At 66.8% G+C, this 25232-nt stretch carries 19 protein-coding genes; 15 read left to right on the top strand and 4 right to left on the bottom strand.

Translation table 11 applies throughout. The annotated features are described in order from the left end of the window. Positions 1–8: 8 nt before the first annotated feature. On the bottom strand, positions 9–1271 hold the full coding sequence (locus AB0L82_RS41015) for a hypothetical protein (RefSeq protein WP_364650026.1): 1263 nt from the start codon (positions 1269–1271) through the stop codon (positions 9–11). A gap of 200 nt (positions 1272–1471) precedes the next feature. On the opposite strand from AB0L82_RS41015, the gene AB0L82_RS41020 reads away from it, so the two are divergent. Continuing rightward, positions 1472–2395, top strand: coding sequence for a C40 family peptidase (locus AB0L82_RS41020; RefSeq protein ID WP_364650029.1), 924 nt, complete (start codon positions 1472–1474; stop codon positions 2393–2395). An 18-nt stretch (positions 2396–2413) separates the two neighbouring features. Next, positions 2414–4207, top strand: a complete 1794-nt coding sequence (locus AB0L82_RS41025; RefSeq protein ID WP_364650032.1) for a hypothetical protein — start codon at positions 2414–2416, stop codon at positions 4205–4207. 4 nt (positions 4208–4211) lie between these two features. Here AB0L82_RS41025 and AB0L82_RS41030 read toward each other — a convergent pair whose 3' ends face one another. The 3 genes from AB0L82_RS41030 to AB0L82_RS41040 are packed head-to-tail and all read right to left on the bottom strand — an operon-like array spanning position 4212 to position 6621. Next, a complete protein-coding gene (locus tag AB0L82_RS41030; protein ID WP_364650034.1) occupies positions 4212–5534 on the bottom strand; it encodes an MFS transporter in 1323 nt (440 codons plus the stop codon). Between the two features lie 40 nt (positions 5535–5574). Then, complete coding sequence (locus AB0L82_RS41035) at positions 5575–6255, bottom strand: hypothetical protein (protein ID WP_364650037.1); 681 nt, start codon at positions 6253–6255, stop codon at positions 5575–5577. Positions 6256–6264: 9 nt separating this feature from the next. Beyond that, positions 6265–6621, bottom strand: coding sequence for a hypothetical protein (locus AB0L82_RS41040; RefSeq protein WP_364650040.1), 357 nt, complete (start codon positions 6619–6621; stop codon positions 6265–6267). A gap of 388 nt (positions 6622–7009) precedes the next feature. On the opposite strand from AB0L82_RS41040, the gene AB0L82_RS41045 reads away from it, so the two are divergent. The 13 genes from AB0L82_RS41045 (at position 7010) to eccE (ending at position 25185) form a co-directional block, all read left to right on the top strand. Next, positions 7010–7558, top strand: coding sequence for a hypothetical protein (locus AB0L82_RS41045; protein ID WP_364650043.1), 549 nt, complete (start codon positions 7010–7012; stop codon positions 7556–7558). A gap of 368 nt (positions 7559–7926) precedes the next feature. Then, the gene (gene eccA / locus AB0L82_RS41050) at positions 7927–9687 is read left to right on the top strand and encodes a type VII secretion AAA-ATPase EccA (RefSeq protein ID WP_364650047.1); all 1761 of its coding nucleotides are present in this window, start codon (positions 7927–7929) and stop codon (positions 9685–9687) included. Positions 9688–9716: 29 nt separating this feature from the next. Continuing rightward, positions 9717–11270: a type VII secretion protein EccB gene (gene eccB, locus AB0L82_RS41055; RefSeq protein WP_364650051.1), complete on the top strand. Its 1554-nt coding sequence runs from the start codon at positions 9717–9719 to the stop codon at positions 11268–11270. After that, positions 11267–15271 carry a type VII secretion protein EccCa gene (gene eccCa, locus AB0L82_RS41060; protein WP_364650054.1) on the top strand — a complete coding sequence of 1335 codons (4005 nt, stop codon included), beginning with the start codon at positions 11267–11269 and terminating at the stop codon, positions 15269–15271. The genes eccB and eccCa overlap by 4 nt, the downstream gene beginning before the upstream one ends. Before the next feature lie 124 nt (positions 15272–15395). Next, positions 15396–15713 carry a PE domain-containing protein gene (locus AB0L82_RS41065; RefSeq protein WP_364650056.1) on the top strand — a complete coding sequence of 106 codons (318 nt, stop codon included), beginning with the start codon at positions 15396–15398 and terminating at the stop codon, positions 15711–15713. A gap of 27 nt (positions 15714–15740) precedes the next feature. Beyond that, positions 15741–17117 (top strand): PPE domain-containing protein, encoded by a 1377-nt coding sequence (locus AB0L82_RS41070; RefSeq protein ID WP_364650059.1) that lies wholly within the window; start codon positions 15741–15743, stop codon positions 17115–17117. A 45-nt stretch (positions 17118–17162) separates the two neighbouring features. Beyond that, complete coding sequence (locus AB0L82_RS41075) at positions 17163–17498, top strand: hypothetical protein (RefSeq protein ID WP_364650062.1); 336 nt, start codon at positions 17163–17165, stop codon at positions 17496–17498. A 31-nt stretch (positions 17499–17529) separates the two neighbouring features. Next, entirely contained in the window at positions 17530–17820 is a 291-nt protein-coding gene (locus AB0L82_RS41080) for a WXG100 family type VII secretion target (RefSeq protein WP_364650065.1), read from the top strand. Beyond that, entirely contained in the window at positions 17792–18649 is an 858-nt protein-coding gene (locus tag AB0L82_RS41085) for an ESX secretion-associated protein EspG (protein ID WP_364650068.1), read from the top strand. Before AB0L82_RS41080 ends, AB0L82_RS41085 begins: the two co-directional genes overlap by 29 nt. 35 nt (positions 18650–18684) lie before the next feature. Continuing rightward, positions 18685–20601, top strand: coding sequence for an AAA family ATPase (locus tag AB0L82_RS41090; protein WP_364650071.1), 1917 nt, complete (start codon positions 18685–18687; stop codon positions 20599–20601). Beyond that, on the top strand, positions 20598–22121 hold the full coding sequence (gene eccD, locus AB0L82_RS41095) for a type VII secretion integral membrane protein EccD (protein ID WP_364650074.1): 1524 nt from the start codon (positions 20598–20600) through the stop codon (positions 22119–22121). Before AB0L82_RS41090 ends, eccD begins: the two co-directional genes overlap by 4 nt. Further along, complete coding sequence (gene mycP / locus AB0L82_RS41100) at positions 22121–23476, top strand: type VII secretion-associated serine protease mycosin (RefSeq protein ID WP_364650077.1); 1356 nt, start codon at positions 22121–22123, stop codon at positions 23474–23476. Before eccD ends, mycP begins: the two co-directional genes overlap by 1 nt. Beyond that, positions 23473–25185 (top strand): type VII secretion protein EccE, encoded by a 1713-nt coding sequence (gene eccE, locus AB0L82_RS41105; RefSeq protein WP_364650080.1) that lies wholly within the window; start codon positions 23473–23475, stop codon positions 25183–25185. Before mycP ends, eccE begins: the two co-directional genes overlap by 4 nt. Positions 25186–25232 lie beyond the last annotated feature (47 nt).

Below are 25232 nucleotides of genomic sequence, written 5' to 3' on the forward strand. Positions count from 1 at the left end.
CGCTGACGTCATGCTCCGGCGGAACCCGTGCGCGGGGGCGGGGGCGGCGGCGGAGCAGGAGGTGCGCCCGGCGGGGGTTGCGCGCCGGGCACCGGTACCGACGCTCCGGCAGGCTGAGCCGTCGTGGCCGGATCTCCGCCCGGACCCGGTTGCGGTGCGCCCGGTGCGCCCGGTGCGCCTGGCGCGGTCGCGCCGGGCGGGGGAGCGCCGGGCGAGTCGGGGCCGGCCGCACCGGGCGGCGGAACACCGGGGGAATTGGGGGCCTGGGCGCCCGGTGCCGGGGGTGCGCCCGGGACTCCTCCCGGTGGTGCGCCGTTGGGGGGTGGTCCGTCGTGTCGATCGTCGTGTCGATCGTTCTTGTCGTTCATCTTGTCGACCAGTTGCAGCGCCGAGGGCAGCAGACTGGCGCCCAGCATCGGAATCATCATGAGCGCCTGCATGAGTCCGGAGCCGCCGCTGTCACCGCCACCGCCACCCTGCTGCGGCTGACCGCCGTTCCCGCCACCGCCGGAGTTCCCACCGCCACCGCCGTTGCCACCGCCGCCGGGGTTGCCGCCATTGCCGCCGCCCGACATGCGCAGATTGTCCTCGGCGACCTTGGTGACCCGCTTGTAGACCTCCTCGATCGTCTTGGCGATCGTATCCATGAGGCTTACTTCGTCGGCGGGTTGCAGCTTGGCGGCTGTTTTCCTGCTCAGCACGGCAACCAGATCGGCGATCATATGTTTGATCGCGGCCAAGGTGCGATCCTTGTCGGCCGACATCACATTGGCGACGTCGAGCACCTTGTCATCCATGGTCAGCAGCGAGGCCTGGCGAGCGTCGACCGCCGCGAGCGTCTTCTGATACTGCTCGTTGGCCTTACCCTCACCGAGGTTCTTGTAGACGACCGTCGTGAGCAGATCGTCGACCCGGGGCGGCGGGAATGTCGTTCCGCGGCCGAGCAGATCGACAGCGGTCTGCAGGGCGGCCTCGGCCATAGCGATGAAACTCTTGAGCGCGGGCGAGGCGCCTGAGGGCACGGGGAGTCGCGGAATCGTCCAGTAGTGCTTGCCGATCCCTGATGGTCGCGGATCGTGGCCGGTTTTGGCCGGGAGCGTGCGCGCCGCGATCGGCGTGCCGAGGTCATCGGTGTCGGCGGGCAGGGTTCGGGCGCCGTCCGTCGTGGCAGGAAGTGTTCGCGCGTCGTCCGTTCCGCCCGGCAGAGTGAAGATAGTCGCCGGGTCGGCTGTGGTCTCCGCGTCGGTCGTATCCGTCGCATCCGTGGTCATCGCCGCTGGCACCCGCCTCCCTGTTGATCTGATTCATTGTCAGGTGTTCCCCGAGGTGGGAAGGCGCGCGGCGGACCGTCATGCATAGTCGACGGACGGCTATGGCCGATCCGCGAACGCGTGCTGCCCGGAAACGGCTGGGCAGCACGACAATCGGGAACTTGACGGACGCTCGGTGGGCACGAAGGCGGGTGACGCGAATGGCGACGGTTCTGGCCGATGACCTGAGCGGGGTGCTGAAGTCATTGCTCGGCCTGTACGGAGCGGGTTCTCCCGATCCGGTACAGATGGCGAGACTGGGTGTGCTCGAACGGGATACGGGTGAGGGCGCGGGCATCACGGCAACCGCGTACACCGGTGCGCGGGGGATGCATATGTCGATCGCGGATTCGCACGAGGGCAAGGACAATGTGGTGCGACAGGCGGTCGCGGTGTCGGGGGGCAATACCTCGGACGGCCGAAATCACCTCACCCATCAGATTTCCGACCTGCAATCGCGCATTCAGGCGATCGCCGGTATTCGCGATACCCGATTCAGCGGTCCGGCGCTGCTGGATGCCGTGCAGACGACCATCACCAACGCGACCCAGCAGGTCGACCGGGATACCGTCGCCGCACGCAAACTCGCCGCGCAGATCATGCCACCGGCCGCGCCGAAGGCCATCACCACCAGGTCCGCCACTCCGAGACGCCGCCGACCGCGGGTACGTCCCCGGCGGCGCACGCGAGTTCCCGGTGACGGCACCGCGGGTAGCAACGCCGTTCTCGCGGCGAGCAATTGGCTCGGCACCCGCTACGTCTGGGGCGGTGGCGGAGCGGGCGGCCCCAGCGGCGGCGGCTTCGACTGCTCGGGCCTGACGCAGTACGCGATCGCCCAGGCGTCGAACGGTGAGGTGATCCTGCCGCGCACCACCTACGAGCAGATCCACAGCGGCGTCCGGGTTCCGGTGTCCGAGGCTCGTCCCGGGGATCTGGTCTTCCCCGCCGGTTCGTTCAGCTCGCGCGGACCCGAACACGTGCAGCTTGCCGCCGGCAACGGAATGGTCATCGAAGCCCCGTACACGGGATCGACGGTCAAATGGTCGCAGATGTCGAGTCAAGCCATCGTCGTCCGAGTGCTCTGATCCACGCTGTAGGCGGATATGGCCATCGAGATACCGCACGAGGTGGCGCTGTTCCTCAATTTCGCGGGTGTGCCGTATCCCGATATCAATGAGGACCAGGTCCGCGAATTAGCCGCGCACGTAGGGAATTTCGCTGCCAAGGTGCGCGAGAGTCATGAGGGTGCGACCGGAGTCATCCAGAATATGGGCGCCGTCTGGTCCGGCTACTCCTACCAGCAGCTGATCACCATGTGGGCGCGGATGAGCGCGACGCATATGGCCGAGCTCGACCGCGCCTGCGACATCGTGTCGAAAGCGCTCTATGTCGCGGCCGAGGTGATCGCCGTGACCAAGGCCGCGGTGCTGGCCGAACTCGCCGCCCTGGCGTCGATGTATCTCGCTTCCCTGGCGGGAACCTTCGCCACCGGCGGGCTCTCCGCCATTGCGGCGCAGGCGCTTCCGGCGGCGGCGAACAAGCTGCTCTCGGTGATGGAGCAGGTGCTGATCGCCTACATCCTCGCCGAGGTGCTGGGCAAGGCGATCGAACCGCTCGCGCATCTCATCGATCGCATGATCGGCGGCACGCTGCACAACATGGTGGCCGACGTCCTGGATCTGCCCGCGCCGCCGAGCAGTTCCTCAGCACCGCCGATGCGGATCGATCCGGAGGAAGTGCTGCGCTACGCGGATGCACTGGATGCCTACGCGGACCAAATGCTCTCGCACGCACAGGACTTCGCCGACAAGGTGGGAGGGCTGGATTTCACCACCGCCGGTGGTCGCGATCTGGAATCTCCGAACGACACGTCTCGTGATCCCAGGACGGACGCGATCGCGACCCCTCGACCCGACCCGACGCCACCCGGAAACCAAAGCCTGTCGATCGCCCCGCCCCCCGTTCGTCCAATGCAGGTGCAGTCGCCGCCGGTCATCCTTCCCCCCGCTGTCACGGGCGGGCCGCAGCTCCCGGTGCATACCGACGCGGTATCGGCGCCGACTGCTCCCGCCAATGTCAACGCAACTCGGCCGGGATCGAATCCGGCTGTGCACGAGTCGAACTCGAAAGGAGCCGGAGCATCGACCGGATCGGGTCCCAGCTCGACCGCCCCGGCGGCGAACCCGGTGTCGGCACCGGCGAATGTGGAGGCACCGCGATCGAGTTCCGTGAGCCCCAAAACAAGTTCCGCTCTTTGGGGAGACAACGGCGGGCTTCCACGGGGATCGGTGGGTGCGCAATCGGTCCAGCCCATCGGCGCGGACGCGGGTACGGCGATCTCCGCGCCGCAGTCCTCGAATCAGGTCGAGATGCCTGGCGTCACAACACCTTCCGTGTCGGGAAGCGAAATTCCGAACTCGCGCGCGTCCGTGGAGGATTACACGTCGCGAACTCTCGGCACCGGCACCGATGCGACGACCAACAGCGGTGACGGAGGCAAATCGACTGTGCTGGGTGCGGATTCGATGGCGATGGGAACCCCGCCGGGTGGCCGGACCGCGTCCAACCCGTGGCGCGGTGGACTCGCGCGCCGTCGACGCCCCCCTCGCGCGAACCGCAATCAGCGTTCCGACGCCGAAACCGCAGCGGCGGAATCCGAGGTCCGCGACCGGTCCGCGCGCGAACCACGGCAGCGTGGCGTCAGCTCCACGCCGTGGACGAAGATAGGGCGTGCGGCCGACACCGCGGCAAAGGTTTTCGCTCCGGAGGCACCGACGCCGGCGCCACGAGTCACGGCTCCGTCTCCCGTACAGCGACCTCCGGTCCCCAAGGGAGGTTCCGACGCCGACCCGGACCAAAAGCACGATCGACCGCCCGAGCGGCGAGAAGACCGTTGATCGATCAGGGCCGTGCGCGATCGCCATCCCTGCCCACACCGGTTCCGTGTGTGGACACCCTGGCAATCCAGGTTCCGGGCGGTGGGGTCGGGACGCGTGTGGGCGGGGGCGGTGCGGGCACGGACGGTACAGGTGCGGTCAGCCGTCGAGCCTTTCGCGCCAATACCGCCATACCCACGACCAGCATCCATCCCAGCGCCCCCGTGCCGAAGATCGACACCAGTACCCCGGAGGCCAGCGCGCCCGCGGCGGTGCCGCCGTGCGAGATGAGCTTGCTGGCTCCGAAGATTCGGCCGATCAGTTCTTCGGGGTAGACCCGCACCCGGTACAGGGTTAGCGGAACGTTGACCATGGTTCCGACGAATCCCACACCCATCCAGCAGATGCCGAGGACCAACGGATTCGAGGTGATCGCGATCGGCACGGCCAGCAGCGTCCAGGCCCACAGCGAGGCCGTCAGCACCCGCTGTGGATCGAGACGATTGCCGAATCGCGCCGCGGGCACCGCGCTCAGCAGACCGCCGATACCGGTCGCTCCGAGTACAACACCGACGGTCCACGTCGCGTGGCCACCGTGCTTCACCGAGAGCGTGATCAGCAGTATGAGGACCTGGATGATGCCGTTGGATACCGCCAGGATGATCATGGAATCGCGCGCGAAGGGATCCTGGGCAAGATGCCGCATGCCGATCCGGACCTGATCCCAGTCCCAGATCCGGGTGGCTTTCGCGGGAGCGGGTGTGGCCTGGTCCCGACTGCGAATTCTGGACAGGGTCCACAGGCAATAGAGGTAGGAAGCGGCATTGGCGAGAAAAGGCAGCCCGCGTGCGATGCCGAGCAGTGCCCCACCGAGCGATCGGCCCATCATATTGGCGATCGGTTGCTCGGCCTCCAGGAATGCGAACGCGGCGGGGCGCTCTTCCTCGCTGACGACGTCCCGAATCAGAACCAGCTCAGCGGTATTGAAGAAGACATACGCTGTGCCTTCGGTGAAGGCCGCGATGGCGAGGAAGAACGCCAGGCCCGGTGGCCGCGCGACGATGACGGCAGCGGCGAGCAGGGTGGCCGCCAAACCCATACGCTGGCAAAGGATCAGGGTCTGCCTGCGATCCCAGAGGTCAGCCGCGACCCCCGCGGGAATCTCGAACACCAGTCCCGGCGCGGCGATCGCGAAGGCAACCAGACTCGCCGCGATCGGCGAATCGGTGAGTAACAGCGTCAGCAGCGGATAGGCGATGCGTGCGCCCTGCAACCCGACATGGGAGATGGCGTTGCCGGACCACAGCAGCAGGAAGTCCCGGTTTCGCAGGACGGTCGCACCGGTCATTCGGAATCGCTTCTGTGTGAATGGAATTGGTCGGCGACAGCTAGAGGATGCGAGCGGCCACAGCTTTTGTCAGGTGCAGCAGACCACGTCTGGCGCGTAACGCGGCCACCGCGGCCGAGACCACGGTGATGGCAAAGGCGATCAACGCGGTGGACGTCAATCCGGCCACGCGGAGCTGTGATTCCTTGCCGGGCCAGGGGTACTCGGTGGTGCCGCGCAGCGCGCCGATCGCCAAGCCGAGCTGTGCACTCAGATCCTTGCTCATCGACACCGCCAATTGCACCTTCGGGATGGCTGCGTTGAGGTGGTAGAGGTCCGCTGCCACGAAGATCGCCGCAGCCAATGCCGCTATGGCAGTGAGTGTTTCGGTCGCTGAACTGCGGTACCGGCTGGCCCGGATCGCCGCCACCACGGTGATGACGATGGCAACGGACGCGAGTACCGCCCAGGTGTTGCTGATGATCCCGACCGGTGGCGGAGACTGGGACCACAGATTCAGGTGTCTGGTCGTGCGACGCAGGCGGCCGAAAGCGTTGACCACGCCGAAGCCGTCCCAGCCCGTGGCGGTCAGCCATGGCTTGAACATCAGGTAGAAGACCGCGGAATTCGCCAGCGCCACTGCGATATACGGCCACCCCTCACTCAGCGGGCGGGTCGCTGTGCGTTTCGGATCGGGCCCGTGCTGCGCCCCTGTCGACGGCGACGGAGTCGATTGCACCATCGGTCCAACCTAAGCCGTGCCGACGCGGTGGTGCTGCCACCGCTGGGGAGAGTCCGCGCCCGGATGAATTGCGGGCCTGGGGCTTTCGTCCACTATCCGGCAGTAGCTCATCAAAAACGGCCGCAGCAGCGCGCGCATGAAGTCCGGCCCGTCGGCGGCCGTGACCGGCGGGACGGTCGCCGGTGTCTCGATGCCTTCGCGGTACCAGTGCAGTGCGAGCGGGCACGCGCTGCCATTGTGCAGCCGGAGTTCCACCGAACCCTGTGCGTTGAGCCGGAATTCAGCGACGCGATACCACTCGTTCAGTCCCAGTTCGTAGATCGAGACCAAGGTGGGGATGTGCTGTACGGGACTGCTGGGGATCATCTGATTTCCTCACTCCCTTTCCATCATTGGATCTCCGACTAGGCCGCATCGGCCAGCGCGGGCGCTTCCCCGGCCTGGGAAGTCACCGAACGCGCCACATCGGGCATCCTGCGAACAGCGGGTGAGATACCACCGTGCGGTTGCGATGGCGCGAATTGGCCCTCAGCTGACGCTTTCTGGTACCTGAATGCCGCTCGTCCCGGTCGTAGAGTCGATGCACACTTCGCCGACGGGTTAAGAAAATGAGCCCGGGGTCACACGGCGACATGATCCGGAATCAATCGGCTCGGAGATTCGATGAGGTTAGTCAGCACGACCCGGATTCGGCAGACTGCGCTGCCGGTCGAGCGGCAGTGTCGTTCGACGCCCACGGGAAAGGGCGGGTGCCATGCTGATTCAGAGTAGTCGTTGTCGCACTTTCGAATACGCGGTCACCACACCGTCGGCCTGTGCGGTCGGGGTGGCCGAGGGCGAGGTCGGCAAGGCACACAAATTCAGCGAATGCCTGGTGGTCTCGATCGCGCTCGAACACGGCGATCTGCTTCTCGGCGCGGCCGCGGCCAAGTTGGTGCGCAAGCTCATCGCGCGCACCGAGGCGACCTCGGTGGTCATCGACGGCTATCTACGGCCACCCGGCCGGGATGAACGCGCGGCGACAGGGACCGAGTTACTGACGGATCTGGCGGATTCGCTCGATCTGCTCGCCGAAGTCACCGAACGGCTGACGCACAGCGGGGAACGGGTGCACACCGTGCCGTTCGGCTGGCGCACCGGAGCGCGGGCCGAGGTATCGGGCGGTGCGCACGCACAGCACAGCATTCGGCTCAACGCGGCCGATCCCGATACCGGCGGTGGTGTGGTGGCAGCACTGGATGTGCCTGCGGCGCAACGTTTTCGCCCGATGAGCGCAGCGACTTTCAGTCCGACCTGCGCGTAGGGGTTTTCCGGATCGGCCGGTGGTGTCCCAGACCACCGGCCGTCCGTGGAGCAGGTTGTCGTGGGGAGGGATTTTCGACAAACCATGTCCGAGGCGGCTGGCATACCCGGATCGCGGGGGCTCCAGCCACTGGGTCGATACCAACCCGATGAGGGGCAGGGTGGTATCGATCCATCATGCCGTCAATCAACGGCACAACGAATGTTGGCATATTTCAACGGGTTTCGGCGACCACCGATTCCCCCTCGTGGGAAGCGCGAGGTGATCGCGGGCAAACGCCGCACGGGTATTCCCAATGATGGGAAATGTCCTGGCGGCCTTCGCCTCTAACCTTCGTGCAGACGAAATCGGTGGAAGGGAAGTCCGAGTTGTCAGCGGCCGAGGACGCGTTCTACACAGGGATTCAAAGTCTCGGATTGGTTTCCGGGGGAGTGCGCAACGACCAGCACGCGCTGGCGGCATTCCATGCGGCGACCGACCTCGATCCGGATATGTGCGATGCCTGGCTCGGGCTGGCCATGGCCGGGGAGATCTCCGGGGAAGTCATCTACGGGGCCTATCGCTCCGTCCACAATCTGTACCGGGATCAACAGCGCGCGGGACTGCCCGACCGATCACTGTGGTGCCAGGTCGAAATCGGCATGTACGGGCTGCGAGTGGCGATGTCGGATCGCGATCAGATCGCGCTCGCACAGGCCTGCAAATACGCCGAGGGCGGTGAATGGGATGAGGCCACGGCCATTCTCGATCAGCTGCCCGCGGACGACGTCGCCGACTTCGTCCGGCTCTCACTGTATTTCCGCACCCACCGCTGGCCCGATGTCATCGAATTCCGGGCGAGCAAGCCGGTACTCGACGACAATCTGCTCGATATCGCCGCCGAACTGATGACAGCCCAGGCGCTCGCGCATCTGGGTCGCTTCGGTGAGGCGCAGCCTCGGGCGCAGCGCATTGTGGAGGACAGCTCCTCGGGCAGCCTCTCGTATATCTGGGCGGACGCACACTTCCTGCTCGGAATGGTGTTGCGGCACAACGGAGATCATGAGGCCGCCGACCGAATCCTGAAGGGGCTGCAGGGATCCGCGCTGTGGTCCCAGCACGAGGATTGGCAGCGCGCGGTCGCGGACAAGAACTATCGGTTCGAGATCACCAGCGCCGAGGTCATTTCCACCCGCACCAACCGCTGGGATGCGCGCACCGGAGACGATCCGGCCGAAGTGGCGGCCTCCGCCGCGCGCGACGAACGCGAATCCCTGCTCACCGAGGCTTCGGATCTGCTACAGGCCCAGATCGGCATGGACTCGGTCAAGGAACAGGTGGACCGTCTCAAGTCCGGGGTGCTGATGGATCAGGTGCGCGCCAAACGCGGTCTGGCCGTTGACTCCCGGTCCCATCACCTGATCTTCTCCGGGCCGCCCGGAACGGGTAAGACCACGATCGCCCGCGTCATCGCCAAGATCTTCGCCGGTCTCGGCGTGGTGCAGAACGCGGATGTGGTCGAGGTGTCCCGCAACGATATGGTCGGCACTCATCTCGGTCACACCGCACCCAAGACCAACGCGCTGATCGACTCGGCGCTGGGCGGAGTGTTGTTCATCGACGAGGCGTACACCCTTATCCAGGAAGGGCTTTCGGGCGGTGACGCATTCGGCAAGGAAGCGGTCGATACGCTGCTGGCCCGGATGGAGAACGACCGCGACAAACTCGTGGTGATCATCGCGGGGTACGAGGACCAGATCGACCGGTTCCTGGCCTCGAACGATGGTCTCGCGTCGCGCTTCACCAAACGGATTCGCTTCGCCAGCTATGACGCGGACGAGCTGGTGCGCATCGCCGAACATATCGCCCAGCACAAGGACTCGATCCTCTCGTACGACGCCAAGCACACTCTGCACGAGCGCTGCGAACGGTTGTCCGGGCAAGCCCGCAATGGTCGCCGCCTGATCGATCTCGCCGGTAACGGCCGCTTCGTGCGCAATGTGGTGGAAGCCGCTGAGGCCGAACGCGACTACCGATTCACCCGCGAGCTGGCCAATGTGGCGGCCATGACCGATGAAGAACTGATGACCATCTCCGAAGCGGATATCACCGCCGCCCTGGAAGGGCTGGCACCGGCCGCCACGAACTGATCGGCGCGACGGGAAGGAAACACACGACGGTGGCTCGCTTCCGGGTGGTGACCAAACACCAGATCTCCGGCTGGCGTTTCCTGTTCCGGCGCATCGAACACGCGCTGGTCCGGCGGGACGCCTCCATGATCGATGATCCGCAGCGCGGGCGTTCCACCGCGCTGTCGATCGGCATCGCCATGGCGTGTGTGGTCATCGCCGGATCGGCCGTGCTGGCCTTCTTCAAACCGGCGAAGCCGCTCGGTGATTCGCGCATCGTCGCCGAAAAAGGCACTGGTGCACTATATGTGCGGGTGGGCGGGCGTCTGCATCCCGCGCTGAATCTCACCTCGGCGCGGCTGGTGATCGGCGCCGCCGAGAATCCGGTGCAGGTATCCAAGGAGGAATTGGCCAAGCTCCCACGCGGGCCGATCGTGGGAATCGCCGGTGCGCCGAACGCCATCTCGGACAGTAATGACCGCGACTCCTCCTGGGCTGTATGCGACACCACCGCAACCGGTTCGGCGGGTCCGACCGATCCGGCCACCGGCCTGCCCACCACCAGTCGCTCCCCTGTGCGCACGATCGCGATCGGCGGTCGGCTGACGATCGACGGTGACGCCATCCGTCCGCTCGGCGATACCCAGGCCCGGCTGTTACGCGAGGGCTCGATCACCTGGCTGGTGTATCGCGACCACGATCGCGGAATAGTCAGGGCCACCATCAATCTCGCTGATTCCCCGGTAACGCTCGCGCTCGGGATCGATGCCACCGCGCCGGTGCTACCGGCGTCGGCCGGTCTGCTCGAGGCCATTCCGGAGGTGCCTCCGCTGCGGGTGCCCGCCGTGCCCGGCGCGGGCCAAGCCATCGTCCTGCCTTCGGGGCTCTCGGTCGCCGTCGGCTCGGTGCTGTCGGTGTCCACCGTCGACCGCGGCGCGGCCTACTATCTGGTCTCGCAATCGGGTGTGGTGCAGATCAGTTCGGTGCTGGCGGCCATGGTGCGCAATGCCGATTCGCACGGGGCGGTCTCGGCCATCGCGGTCGGCCCGGACGTCATCGCCACCAACCTGCGTCCCGGCGGCTGGCCCGGCACCACCAGCTATCCCACCGCCGCCGTGCGCATCGCCGATCCCGAACGCGACAGCATCACCTGCTACCACTGGACGCACGCGGCCGCCGATCCGAACGCGAGCACCGAACTGCTGGTCGGGCGGCAGTTGCCGCTCGCCACCGACGAAATTGCCCGCACGGTGCCGCTCGTCACCGCCAGCGGTTCACGCGGGGCCACCGCCGATGCGGCCTACCTGCCGCGCGATACAGGCAGCTTCGTGCGCGTCACCGGAATCGATCCGGCCTCGCCGCTGCGCGAAGCGATGTTCTGGGTCTCGGACAGCGGGGTGCGCTATGGCATCGACGCGCGTGGCGGCAGCACGAGCGATGCCACCCTGACCGCGCTGGCATTACGCAACCCCATTCCCGCGCCGTGGGCCATTATCTCGCTCTTCGCGGTCGGCCCCACCCTTTCCCAACGTGATGCCCGTATTCAGCACGATGGCATCGCCGCCGACCGCGCCGCCGCGCCACTGCCCGGAGGACAACCGTGACCACCACGCGCCGTTTCGTCCGTCCCGCCCGCATGGTGCGCGGGCCCAAGGCGCCGGCGGTGGCCGAACTGCGCCTGCAACCGCCCACCGAACTGCCTAAACCCGTTCCGCCGTCCCGGCTTCGGATGATCATGCCCGTCGTGATGATGGCGGGCATGGGCGGAATGATGGTCATGATGTTCCGCGGCGGCGGGGCCATGAATCCCATGGCGATGATGTTCCCGATCATGATGCTGGTGTCCATGTTCGGGACCATGGGCGGCGCGATGGGCGGTAATGGTTCCGGCGGCGCGGCCTCACTCAACGAGGAGCGCAAGGACTACCTGCGCAGCATCGCCGAGAACCGGAAGTCGGTGCGCGCCACCGAAGCCGAACTCCAGAAGTACCTGGCACACACTCACCCCGGTCCCGATAGCGTCGCTCGTCTGATCGGCGGCCAGCGCATGTGGGAGGTGCAGGTCGCCAGCCCGCAGTTCCTGCGGATCCGGGTGGGACGCGGTCGCATCGCCAACCAGGTCCGCGTAATCGTTCCCGAGGCCGCGCCGCTGGCGGATCTGGATCCGGTCGGCGTGGTCGAGGTGACGCGATTCGCCAAGGCGTACTCGACGGTCGGCGGTATGCCGGTGGCGATCAATCTGCTGTCCGCGCCCGAGATCGGATTGGACGGCGACGCGGCGGCCGTCGCGGGCCTGGTGCGCGCCATGCTCGCGGAAACCGCTGTGCTGCACGGTCCGGACCAGGTCGGCGTCGCCGCGGTGCTGTCCGATCCGGACGCGCCGGAGTGGGCGTGGCTGAAATGGCTGCCGCACACCCAGCATCCCGCCGACAAGGACGCCATCGGTTCGAGCCGCATGGTGTACCGCTCGGTCGCCGAGCTCCGGGCCAAAGTGCTGGCCGGGCTCAATCGCGGACCCTTCTCGGCCAATAGCCAACCGTCGCTGGAGCGTAAGCATTTTCTGCTGATCGTCGGGGTCGGCGGTGCGGCGAACGAACGCGATATCTCCGGCATCGACGGCTGCACCTGGTTGCGGCTCGGCGACACCGAACAGCCGCTACCGCGCGCGCTGCGCTTCAGCGTGGACGCGGACCGGTCGCTGTACGAGATCTCCGCGCGTGGCAGGCGCCGGGTCGGCCGGGCCGACGCCATGTCCGTCAGCTCCTGCACCGCGCTGGCCCGCAGCCTCGCCCCTTACCGCCTGTCCACCGTGGTCGAAGCCGTGGCAGCGGAACAAGCGGGCGGCACCACCTGGGAGGACATGGTCGGGATCACCGATCCCGGTGATATCCAGCCGGATCGAACCTGGCGGCCGATCCGCGATATCGACCGCTCGCGGTTGAATGTGCCATTCGGATACGACCCGGCGGGCAGCCTGGTCCACCTCGATATCAAGGAATCCGCCGAGGAGGGGATGGGTCCGCACGGCATGTGCATCGGGGCGACCGGCTCCGGCAAATCGGAATTCCTTCGCACGCTGGTGCTTTCCGCCGTGACCACGCACTCCCCGGATCAACTGAACCTGCTACTGGTCGACTTCAAGGGCGGTGCGACCTTCCTGGGCTTCGATCGTCTCTCCCATGTGACCGCGGTGGTCACCAATATGGAGGAGGAGGCCGATCTCGTCACCCGTATGGAAGATGTGATCAACGGCGAAATGGCACGGCGGCAACGCATTCTGCGTGATGCGGGCAATTTCGCGAGTGTCGCGGATTACGAGCGTGCGCGCGAACAGGGTGCGCAACTCGAGCCCATGCCGACCCTGCTGATCATTCTCGACGAATTCGCCGAACTGCTCGAACAGCACCCCAGCTTCTCCAAACTGTTCGTCGCCATCGGCCGACTGGGTCGATCACTGCGTATCCACCTGCTGCTCGCCTCGCAGAAGGTGCCCTCCAGCCGGATGGGTGAGTTGGAGGCGCACCTATCGTATCGAATCGCGTTGCGCACCAACCAGACCAGCGATTCGCGCGATGCCATCGGCACCGCCGATGCCTACCACCTGCCCAAGAAGCCCGGCGCGGGCTATCTGCGGGTGGGCGCGGGCGATCTGCAGCGTTTCCAGGCGGCCTACGTGGGCTCGCCCTATATCGCCCCGATGCAGGCGAATACGGTCGGCACACAGCGTGCACGCCGCGCCGGTGGCGGCTATCGAGCGCCGCAACGATTCACCGCGGCCGCTATCGCCGAAACCCAGAGCACCGTCATCGAACCGGTGGCCGCGCCCGAGCCCGAGGTGATCGACGTCGAGCCGGTGACGGTGATGGAGACCGTGCTGCAGCAGCTCGCCGGGCATGGCCGGCCGGCACATCGAATGTGGTTGCCGCCGTTGAATGTCGCGCCCACCTTGGATCAGCTGGTGCAGAACGCGGTGCCGGGCACCTTGCAATTGCCCTGGGCGATCGTCGACCAGCCGCGCCTGCAACGCCAGGATGTATGGACGGTGGACCTGTCCGCCGCGGGCGGACACGTCGCGATCGTCGGTGGACCGCAGTCCGGCAAATCGACTGCGGTACAGAGCCTGGTGCTCTCCGCGGCCCTCACCCACACCCCCGAACAGATGCAGTTCTACTGCATGGACTTCTCCAGCGGCCTGGCCGGGTTGCGCAATCTGCCGCACGTCGGGTCGATCGCCTCGATCCGCGATGTGGACCGGGTCCGGCGTACCTTCGCACTGCTGACCAATCTGCTCGCGCACCGGCAGAACCTGTTCGGTGAACTGGGTATCGACTCGATGCGCGAATTCCGCCGTCGGCGCGCATCGCCGCGAGAATCGGCCCAGCTCAACGCCTATGGCGATTTGCATGGCGATGTATTCCTCGTCATCGACGGCTGGGATGTCGGGTTCTCCAGCAACGGCCCCTTCTATGACGAATACCTGTCGGTGGTGGAATCGCTTGCGCTGCAGGGGCTCAACTACGGTATCCACCTGGTCATCACCAGCTCGCGCTGGGCGGCCATTCGCGCCGCTATCAAGGATCTGCTGCAGACGCGCCTGGAGATGCGACTCGGCGACCTCACCGATACCGTTTTCACCACTCAGCGGCAGGTCGTCGCGGCCATTCCCGCGAATCGTCCGGGCCGTTGTATCTCCACCGAGGCGTTGCACATGCTTACCGCGCTGCCGCGTATCGACGGCGTCTCGGAGGTGGACTCCACCGCAGCGGGAATGAACGCGGCTATCGAATCCCTGATCCGCCAGTACCCCGGCCGTCAAGCACCGGAAGTGAAACTGTTGCCGGCGCGGATCACGCTCGAGGAAGTCACCGCGGGAATACCCGCGCCGACCACTCCCGCGCAGCGGATGGTGGTGCCGTTCGGTCTGCGCGAATCCGATCTGACACCGGCGGCCATCGACTTCGGCGTCTCCACTCACATGATGGTGCTCGGCTCCTCGGGTTGTGGGAAGTCGACGGTCATCGGTGCCCTGCTGAATTCGATCCATCGGCAATTCACCCCGGACCAGGCGCGCATCCTGCTGATCGACTACCGCCGACACCATATGGACGTCGTCCCCGAAGAACATCTGATCGGATATCTCACCAGCGAACGCGATTTGCACGAGGGGCTCGGCGGTTTCGCCGATCGCATGCGCCAGCGGCGCGCGCCGGACGGGGTGACCGCGCAGCAGCTCAAGGAGCGCTCCTGGTGGAACGGGCCGGAGATCTTCGTGGTCATCGATGATTACCACATGGTGGCCCAGCGTGGGCAGATGAACCCGCTCGATCCGTTGAAGGATCTCATTGTCGATGGTCGCGACACCGGCCTGCACGTGATAGCGGCGCGCAATATCGCCCAGTCCGATTCCGCCATGTACGACAACATCTTGGGGCAGATGAAGAATCTGAACTCCTCGGGACTCATCATGGACGGTTCGAGATTGGACGGCATGCTGATCGGCGATGTGAAGCCCACCAAGCAGCCGGTGGGGCGAGGCATATTCGTCGAACCCCTGCACGCGCGCCGCGACCTGGTGCAGGCGGCTGTCACGGCTGAACAGGAGTGAGTCGCCTGCTTCTTCCGGCAGGTGTCGTGTGGCATTCGAGACGTATTCCCATGTGTGGGAATGCAATAGCGTTTCTCACATACCGCTCCATTCGAGCAATCGAATAGTCGCAAGGAGACGATCAATGTTCGTCGATGTCGCACCCGAAGAGCTCCCCGGTATCGGCGGGCAGCTCCAAACTATTCACGCGAGCCTCTCCTCGGTCGTCGGCTCGCAACTGCACCAGGCGGTCCCGATCCCCGCCGGTGCCGATTCGGTAAGTGCGCTCGTGTCGGCCCGCTTCATCGCGCAAACCGCACAGCATTTCGCGGTCACCGTACCCGGACTGGCACATCTGCTGGCCGGGGCCGAAATGATCTATCCCGTCAGCGGCGCCTACGGCGGCCAAGACGGGCTGGGCGGCGTCGGTATCGGTGCGGCGGGCGCGCGGTTCCAGGCATAGGCCCCACATCCGGTTCGGAGTGATGCCATGGTCGACTTCGCGGCGCTGCCGCCGGAAGTGAATTCCGCACGACTGTTCGCCGGCCCGGGGCCGGAGGAGATGCTCAAAACCGCGGCCGCGTACGCCGCGATCGCCGAGGGCTTTCACACCGCGGCAGCAGCATCGGACGGAAGCATGGGCCAGATGGAGGTGATCTGGAAGGGCCCCTCCGCAGATACGGCCCAGGGTGCTTTCCGCAACCACGCCAATTGGCTGCGGACCGAAGGCGATGCCGCGGCTGCCACCTCCGCTATTGCGGCCGGGGTCGCCGCTGCCAACGCCACGGCCCTTGCCACCATGCCAACCGTTGCGGAAATCGAGACCATTCAGGCCGCTATCGTCGCGGCGTCCGCGCTCAGCTCGAGCAGTCTCGGCGTGGGTGCCGTAACGGTGGCCGCGCTCGAGGGACTGTACATGGCCGAGTGGGCGCGAGCGGTCGTGGTGATGACTACCTATGCGGGTGCGACAAATGCGCTGATGGCTCAGCTGCCACCGCCCAGTCAAGCGCCCCCGATTGTGAGCGGTGGGCCGCCCGGCGCGCCGCCGGGCGGCCCGGGACCGGGTCCTTTTACGCCGGGGCATGATCCGGGTGGCGGACCCACCTATACCACCGACACGGGCGGCGGTGATACGGGATCGCAGCCACCCGGTGGATCAAGCGATGGTCCCGGTCAGCCTGGTCAACCCGGCGACCCCGGCCAACCCGGTGGCGACCCCGGTGGTGACCCCGGCAATCCAGGTCAACCGGGTGGCGATCCCGGGCAGCCCGGCGGTGAACAACCTGGTCAGCCGACCGTTCCGCAAGCGCAGCAACCGATTTCGGAACTTCCGACCATGCCCACCGACGGTTACGGGGGTGGCGACGCGTCGCTTTCCTCGAACGGTGGCTTGCTGGGAGCCTCGCCGAACTCCAGCACCCTCGCCGGACTCAATGGCGGTCTGGGCAGCATGGTGGCGCTGGGCATGACGCCGAGCGGTTTCGGTGCGATGTCCGGCAGCGCGTCCGGGCTCCGGATGCCGACGAACTGGTCCAGCATGCCCACCAGGGCTTTCGGCATGGGCACGGGAAAGCCTGTGGCACAACCGATTGCGCCGCGCACCGCACCGCGCGGGGTCAGCGCGCCTCGGGTCAGGCGTCGTCGCGACCGGGACGAGCGCAAGCCCTCCAAGGCATTCGCGCCCGGAGAGTCGCAGGACGTGCCGGTGCTCGAAGAACCACCCGCGATCGGGGTCATCGAATATCTCGACGGCGATCAGCAGCAGGAGTCGATATCCGAACAACTGCTGGCGATCGATATCAACGAAGGCCGCGGTGATGACGATGAAGCAACTCTCGATTATCTCGCTCCCATACCCCCTCGGTAATTCGCCGAGGTCGGACAGTTAGCACTCATTCGAAAGGAATGGCTAATGGCAGGCAGGATGAAGGGCGACCCGGTAAAGGTCCAGGAGTCCGCCAACAACACGTGGAAAGCCCACGAGGAGTTGGAGAATGATCTCGGGGCGCTGTTCAACGTCTCGGACGAATTGCGGGCGTCCCTGGACAGTAAGGGCGCGGGCATCGCCGCCAACGAGGCGCTGACCGATGCTCTGCAGAAGGGCAAGTCGCTCGACCAGCTGCTGGTTCAGATCGTTGAACAGATGAAGAGCACCGGCGTGAAGGTCGACGAGTCCGACAACTGGGCACAGAGCAAGATCCGTGCCGTGGCCGACGGAGCCGGAAAGATCTCGAGCTTCCCGATCTAGTCCACGCCCACTCCAGAAAGGTTGAACAGAAATGCTTTACAACTTCGAAGAAATCGAGACCCACACCAGTAATCTGGGCGGCATCATCGGAAAGATGGAGCAGCACACCCAGCATGTGGTGTCTGTGCAGCGCGATCTCATGGACAGCGGATTCTTCGGCTCGGCCGCGTCCGGGTACGACTCGGTCGTCACCGAGATCACCACGCGCCTGGAAAACTACAAGGGCAGCCTGGACAGGCTGAAGGGTGCGATCGGTACGGCGAGCAACGATATGCAACTCGTCGACACCAACAATGGCAGAGGCTTCGCGGGAATCCTCTGAGGAATTGGAAACCGATCCTGCCGCTGTCGACCTGAACATCGATGCGGCTCTGCTGCTGAAGACCATGGTCGGCATCGACTCGTATCCGCTGGTGCTGGCGATCATGCCGAATGTCGAAAGCATCGAGGACCGGGACCGGGTCAACGCCTTCGTCGCCGCCCAACTCACCGAGGCGGGCATACTCGGCGACGGAGGCGTCCACCCGTCGATCGCGCATTGGCTGCGATGCCTGGCCCGGCCGGACATGGAATTGGTCGTTCGGGTGATCGATCGAGGCACCGGCGAAGGCCCGGGAATGCTGCGAATGTCGTTGGTGCGCAGCGCCGAAACGCATGTGCTCGCGGCACGGTATGACGATCACCTGGTCATCCAGGAGGTCATCATCGACAAGGAGCGAACCGATGAGGTGGCGGCGGCCCTGCTCGCGGCCTTGGGCCCGGCGTCCGCGCTGGAGATCGCCCCGCTCACCGCGACTGAGGAGGAATTCGCCGCTGTTCCGGCCGACGCGGAGTCCCGCCGCGCCGAACTGGTCCAGCTCGGCGCCCAGGCTCGCACCGCCGCGGTGCTCACCCGAGCGCTCGAGGAGGTCGTTCGGCGCGCGGAAGTGCTGATGATCGAACACCACGATGGTGTCATCGCCACCCCGGATGTGTGTATGACCGTGCTGGACACCGAGTCCGGCCGGATCGCAGTCGTGCCGAGCCGGGACTTGAGCGGGCAACTGCGATCCACCTACCTGCCCGGGGACGACGCCAGCCTGCGGGCGGGCATCCGGGCGCTGGCCGATCTGCTACCCGGCGGAAGTTGGTTCCGAACCAGTCGAACGTGATTGTCCCTCTGGGATTTTCGAGAGGATGAGGGGAAATGAACAGAGCACCGAGCAGCAGCGGTGAGACGACCGGATCCGTGCGCGCTCGGGGCGGCTACGACGCCTACTTCGGAGCCCAGGAACAAACCGATACGGGCAGCACCTGGCGCTCGACCGTCGCGGGCCGCAGCCACCAGCCTCCGCCACCACCCGGCCGGGCGCTCCCACCCGACCCGGAACCGGCCGAATCACCGGACACTCCGAACGGATCTACGCCGAAGCCGAATGCCGCTGGACCGGACCCGGCCTCGCGCGCCCCCGGTGCCGCCGGCGATCCCGCTCACGGTGCCGAATTCGGGCCGTCCCTCGGCGGCGAACCCGCCTCGGCTCACGGCGGCACACCGCACCGGACCTCGGGCGGCGAATCCGCCTCGGGTTACAGCATTGCGCCGCAACGGGGTTCGGAGGGCGAATCCGCATCCGGTCACGGCGGCGCACAGCAGCGCACCTCGGGCGGCCAGTCCGCGACCGGCTACGGCAACGCGGCGCAGCAGACTTCAGGGGCCGAATCCTCTTCGGGTTATGGCAGCCTGGTCGGACAGGGTGGTGGTGCGAGCCCGGCTTTCACCCCGCCCGTCACCCCTCCCGGATTCGATATGCATTCCGCCGCAACGCCATCGGGCGCCGCACCGGCTTCGCCGAGTGCTTCGGGTACCGGCGCGTCCGCGGCAGCGCCGAGCATGGCGGGCGGTGGCGTCACCTTCTCGACCGCGCCGACCGCTCCGGCCACCAGCAACTCTTCGGCGTTACCTCACGCCTCGAGCGCGGCGAGCGCATCGGCCACCCTTCCCGCCGGTTCCGCCGCGGCGCACTCGGCGCAGGCCCATGCGCCGAGTGCCGGATCGGGCCGCGCCGAGTTCGGTTCCGCGCCCGCCCTGCAACATGCGAACCGGCAGGCCGCGCCACCGGCGACACGAACCGCGCCGCAAGGCGGCTATCAGGCGCTGCCGATCTCGCTGACCTCGAACGAACTGCTCGCCGATATCGCGGCGAGCCGGCAGGCGCAGCTGCGCTCGTCCACCGGTATGCGTGGCGCGCTGAACAAGGTCGGGTTCAATCTCGGCCTGTCGCCGACCGAACTGCGCACCGAGGACCGGCACGCGCGCATTCGTCGCCAACTCGGCACGGCCTATCAGGTAGCGGTGCTGAACGTGAAGGGCGGCGTCGGCCGGACCACCACCGTTGCGGCGCTGGGCGCGACGTTCGCCGCCCTGCGCCCGGATCGGGTCGCCGCCATCGACGCCAATCCCGATTTCGGAGATCTGGCCGCCCGCACCAGCCGGCATCCATTCGGGCTGACGCTGCGCGATCTGGCGCAGGAACGTCATCTCGACGCGTTCTCCGCCGTGCAGTCGTTCGCCTCGATCACCAATTCGGATCTGGCCGTGGTGGCTTCGCCGTGGTCGCCCGCCGCCATGGAGTCACTCACCGGCTCGGAATACCTGGCCGCCACCGAGACCCTGCGCAAGCATTACAACCTCCTGATGGTCGATTGCGGCACAGGCGTTCTCGGCTCCGCCGCGAGCGCGGTGCTGGAGTCCAGCGATTCGGTCGTGCTGGTCACACCGGCCACCGTGCGCGGGGTGACCGGCGCGGTCGCCACCCTGGAATGGCTGAACGCGCACGGGCAGTATCGCCTGGCCGCCAATTCGGTCATCGCCATCGTGCTGCAGCACCCGTCCAAACCGGTGGTGGAGGTCGCGCGCATCGAGGAATTGTTCGCCACCGCTCAGCGCCCGACCTTCGTCATTCCCTATGACGCGCATCTGGCCGAGGGCGGCGAGATCGATCTGCGCCTGCTGGACAAGGAGACCGCGCTGGCGTTCGAGGAGCTCGCCGCCACCGTCGCCGACGGATTTCCGGACAGCATGATGGCCGGTTACGGCCGTACCGAGCGAGGAGGACGCCAGTGAGCGCCCCGTCGGCCGTTGCCGCACCCCCCGCCCCGGCTCAACAGCCCGCCGAGGTCGCCCGCGCCCGGGTGGCGATCATGGTCGCCTCCTATCAGGTCGATGTCGTGGTGCCGACCAAGTTCAGTGTCGAAACCTTCATGGACGACCTGATTTCGGTGCTCGAGGCCAGCGTTGACGATCCGACCGTGGATTTCACGGCCGAGAACGGACACTGGACGCTGGCCCGCCCCGGTAAATCCCCACTGCCGCGCTGGAGCACGCTGGCCGAACACGATATCGCCGACGGCGCACTGCTATTGCTCACCACCACCGAATCGGCCGAGGTGTTCGATCCGCTGGTGGAGGACATCACCGACGCCCTGGCGCGCGTAAATGAGCGAGAGTTCACCGAATTCGATTCCGGCACAGCGGCATTGACCGGTATGTCGGCGTTCGGCGTTGGCGCGCTGGTTATCACGGCGCTGCTGTCGTGGTCGTGGACGCGCACCGGTTCGGTGTTGTGGTGCGCGGCGCCCGCGCTGATTCTGGGCGTGCTGTGCGTTTTCGCGGCGACCGCGCTGGAGCGTCGCTATCGCGAGCCACGGCTCGGCCTCGGTGCGACGCTGTCCGCGATACCGCTGCTAGCTGTCGGCGCGGCCATGCTGGTTCCGTTGCCATATGAGCAGCACGGTCCATTCCAAGCGGCGAATCTGGCCGCAGGTGCCGCCGTTGCCACCATTGTCAGCGTGATCCGGTTGCGTTCGACCCGACTTGGGCTGGCCGTACTGCTGGCGATCGCGGTGCTCGGCGCACTGCTCGCCATCTTCGCGAGTATCGAAACCGCTCTTGATCTTTCGGCGCGCCAACTCGCCGGAGCGGCGGTGCTGGTCGGACTGTTGCTGCTGACCGCCGCGCCCCGGCTGGCCGTTCTGGTCGCCCAGATCCGTCCGCCGGATCTGCCCGATCCGGGCCGCGAGGTCAACCACAGCACCCTCACCGATATCTTCGATGCCGAGACCGCAGGCCCCGGTGAAGAGGAACAGCCCGCGGCGCAGCGCAATCGGGCCACCCTGTCGCTGGAGAGTCGAGCTCGCTTGGCGATCAACGGTTTACGTGGCCTGATCATCGCGGCGTCGACCCTGCTCGCCGGTGCGGCCGTGCTCTCGGCCGCGCTGAGCCCCGCCGGAATTCGTGAGATCATCATGGCCGCCGCGGTTTCGGGTGTGCTGGTCATGCGCTCGCGCTGGTACCCCGATCGTGTCCAGGCCATCGCATTGGTAGCCGCCGCCACCGTGACCGTGGTGGGAGTCGGGCTGGTGCTGGTGGGCGCGTACGCGACCGCGCCCGCCCGCACGATGGTCGTGCTCGTGATCGCGGCGTTGGCTGCCGCGGGCGCGGTGTCGGGCGCGCGCCTGCCCGGTGTCCGGCTGTCGCCGGTGGTGCGCCGCATCATCGACTTGATCGAATACGCCTTCATTCTCGCCGTACCGGTGCTTGCCTGCTGGATCATGGGCATCTACACCGCGATGCGGGGGTTGTGATGAGGGTTGTCGGCGCCTCCGCGCTGATCGCCGCGATGGTGGCGCTGGCCCCGGTGGCCGGACCCGCGCTCGCGGTCCAACCGCCCGAGGTAACCACCGCGCCGCCGCCGGCCGATGACACCCCCGGGCCGGAGATCCCCACCAAACAGGACAAGGGATGTGTCGCGGTCGGAATGCTGGCCAATAGTGATCCGGCCCAGGTGCCACCGCCCGAGCGCGCCCTGGACCTGCGCCGGGTTCGAGCGCTGAGCACCGGTGCGGGCGTCACCGTGGCGGTCATCGATACCGGTGTCGGTCCGAACTCGCGCCTGCCCAACCTGGTTGGCGGCGGCGACTACGTACAGGCGGGCGGCGACGGTCTCACCGACTGTGATGCGCACGGCACGCTGATCGCCGGAATCATCGGTGCCGCAGCCGATCCGGCGGACGGTTTCGCCGGCGTCGCACCCGACGCCCATCTCATCTCCATCCGCTACCGCTCCGGGGCGTACACCCAGGAGGGGAACGTCAACTTCGATGCCGCACAAAAGCTTTCGCAGCAGGTTCGGGTGCTCGCGCGGGCGATCACGCATGCGGCCAATCTGGGTGCGCACGTGATCACCGTCGCGCTTCCCATCTGTATCCCCGCCGGACTGGGGGTCGATCAGTCCACCCTGTCGGCGGCGGTCAGCTATGCCAGCCGAGTGAAAGGTGCGCTCATCGTGGCCGGGGCGGGTGATGCGGGCAGCGGTTGCGAGCAGAATCCGGAGATCGATCCGGGTCGCCCCGCCGATCCGCGCAATTGGACCGGCGTCAAGACCATCTCCAGCCCCGGTTGGTACTCCACCGATGTGCTGGCCGTCGGCTTCACCACCGCGACCGGCGACACCATGGGCGGTTCGCTGACCGGTCCGTGGATATCGGTCGCCGCGCCCGGCACCGGCATCGAATCGCTCGGCCCCGGCGGCGGCGATCTGATCAATGGGGTCGGCGAGCCCGGAAAGCTCAATGCGGTCGGCGGCGCGTCCTTCGCGGCCGCCTATACCAGCGGTGTCGCGGCCCTGCTGCGCTCGCGCTACCCCAATGAATCTCCGGCCGAGATCGCCGCGCGCCTGCAAGCCAGCGCGCACGCACCAGCCCGCGGCATCGACAATATCGTGGGCGCGGGTCTGATCGATCCGCTGGCGGCGCTGAGCTACCGCAGTGCTCCGACCGCTCCGGCCGGACTGTATCGCGGTGCGGTGCTGGATATTCCGGCGCCGCCACGTGCCAAGGATCAGCGTCCCGGCATTATCGCGCTCTGTGTCGTAGTCGCGGCCGTGCTGCTGGGCGTCGGCTCGAACGCGGCCTACGGCATGTTCCGGAGGAAACGGTGAGCGATTCACGTTTCGGGGTCGGCGGTATCGGCCGGGGGCCGCTGGCGGTCCTGGTCATCGTCGGCGGTCCGGCGCTGGCCGCGCTGTCGGCGCATACGCCATGGTGGGTCGGTGCGATCGTGCTCTCGGTCGCGCTGACCGTGACCATGCTGCGGGTGCGCTCGCGTGCCCCCGTGGACTGGCTGCTGATCTGGGCCGATTATCGATTCGGCCGGACCGGCCGGGCGGAGCGCCGCACCGCCGAGACCGAGGTGGTCGATATCGACACCGCCGCGGGTCCGTGTGGAATTCGCCTGGGCGAGAACACGTTGGTGGCGATGGTCCAGCTCGCGCCCAACCTCGATCTGCCCACCATCATCACCGAGCAGACCGTGTACACCGAGGACACGCTCCCGGTCGGGCTGTTACTGCCGCTGCTCGAGCAGTACGGCATCACCGTGGACATCGATATCGTGACCACCGGCCGCCGCGCCCGCCCCACCGGTGACTACAGCATGCTGTACGACCAGTTGATCGGTTCGCATCCGGTGATCGGTGAACGGCTCACCTGGCTGGTGGTCCGGCTGGATCAGCATCGCAATCTGGCGACGCTGACCCAGCGCGGTCCGGTCGCGGTGTCGGGTCCGCGTGCCTTGGCCGCGGCCACGCATCGGATCTCCACGCGCCTGCGTGAGCGCGGCATCATCGCCCAGGTGCTGCCCGCCGCCGCTGTCCGTGAGGCAACCGTGTTGTTGCACACCGGGGTTCGGCTGCCGGAGCTGCGTGAGGAATGGGATCACCTCGGTGTCGGTTCCTCCGGACGCCGGGTGGCGAGCTTCATCGTCGACTGGACGCGCCTGGGCGATGACGTGCTCGACGACTGCTGGAGCTGGAATCGTGGTTGGACCACGGTGGTGATCGGACTCTCCAAGGGTGAGGACGGTCCGCGCGGGCTGGTCCGCTTCGTCGGTCCGGAGCCCGAGGGCACCCTGCCCGAATATCTGCGGCCCATGTCGGGTCGCCAATCCGAGGCATTCCTGGCGACGCTGCCCGGTGAGGGGTCGGTGCGTGAGCTGCCCTTGGCCGCTCGTGGCGGCGACCACGCCCCGGCGGAGGTGCTTGCCGACTTGGTGGTGCCGATCGGTCCGAACGGTCAGATCCTGGGCGCGATCAGCGGTCAGCCGCAGCACACGCTCGCACTGCCGCTGTTCGATGCGGCCCGCTATCACCCGCGTCGGCGCACCGTCGATATCCGTGCGGCACTGCCGGTGGCGCAGCAGATCGTCCTGCGCGCCATGGTGGTCGGGGCCAGTGTCGAGGTGCACTCCTCGCGCCCGCAGGCCTGGCTGCCGCTGGTCAACGCGGTCGGCGATCCGAATTCGCTACGGCTGGCGGCTGAACCCGGTGCGCGCGAACAGGATCCGAACAGCCCGCCGGTCACCCTCGAGGTGTTCGATCAGATGTCGCCGCGCGGTTCGGCGGCCAACGCCATGGTCACCATCGGCGATCCGGGCACCCGCCCGCGCCGATCGGTGGATCTGGCCATCGAACAGGTCGACGATGGCACCGTCGAGGTCGGCATCCCGATGCGCACGGTGCGGGTGGATCTGATCGAGCCGCGCGGCGAGACCAGATATTTCGAACAGCCGCCGAATCCGGTGAGCCCGGGGCCGGAAACCGCGGGTGCGCCGACGCCCGCGGGTACACCGGTCCCGGTGCCCGGGTCATGAAATCCGGGTCAATCAAACCGGGTCCATCAAATGAAATGAGGTGGGGC

This window comes from Nocardia sp. NPDC052001, assembly GCF_040680615.1.
Lineage (GTDB): Bacteria > Actinomycetota > Actinomycetes > Mycobacteriales > Mycobacteriaceae > Nocardia.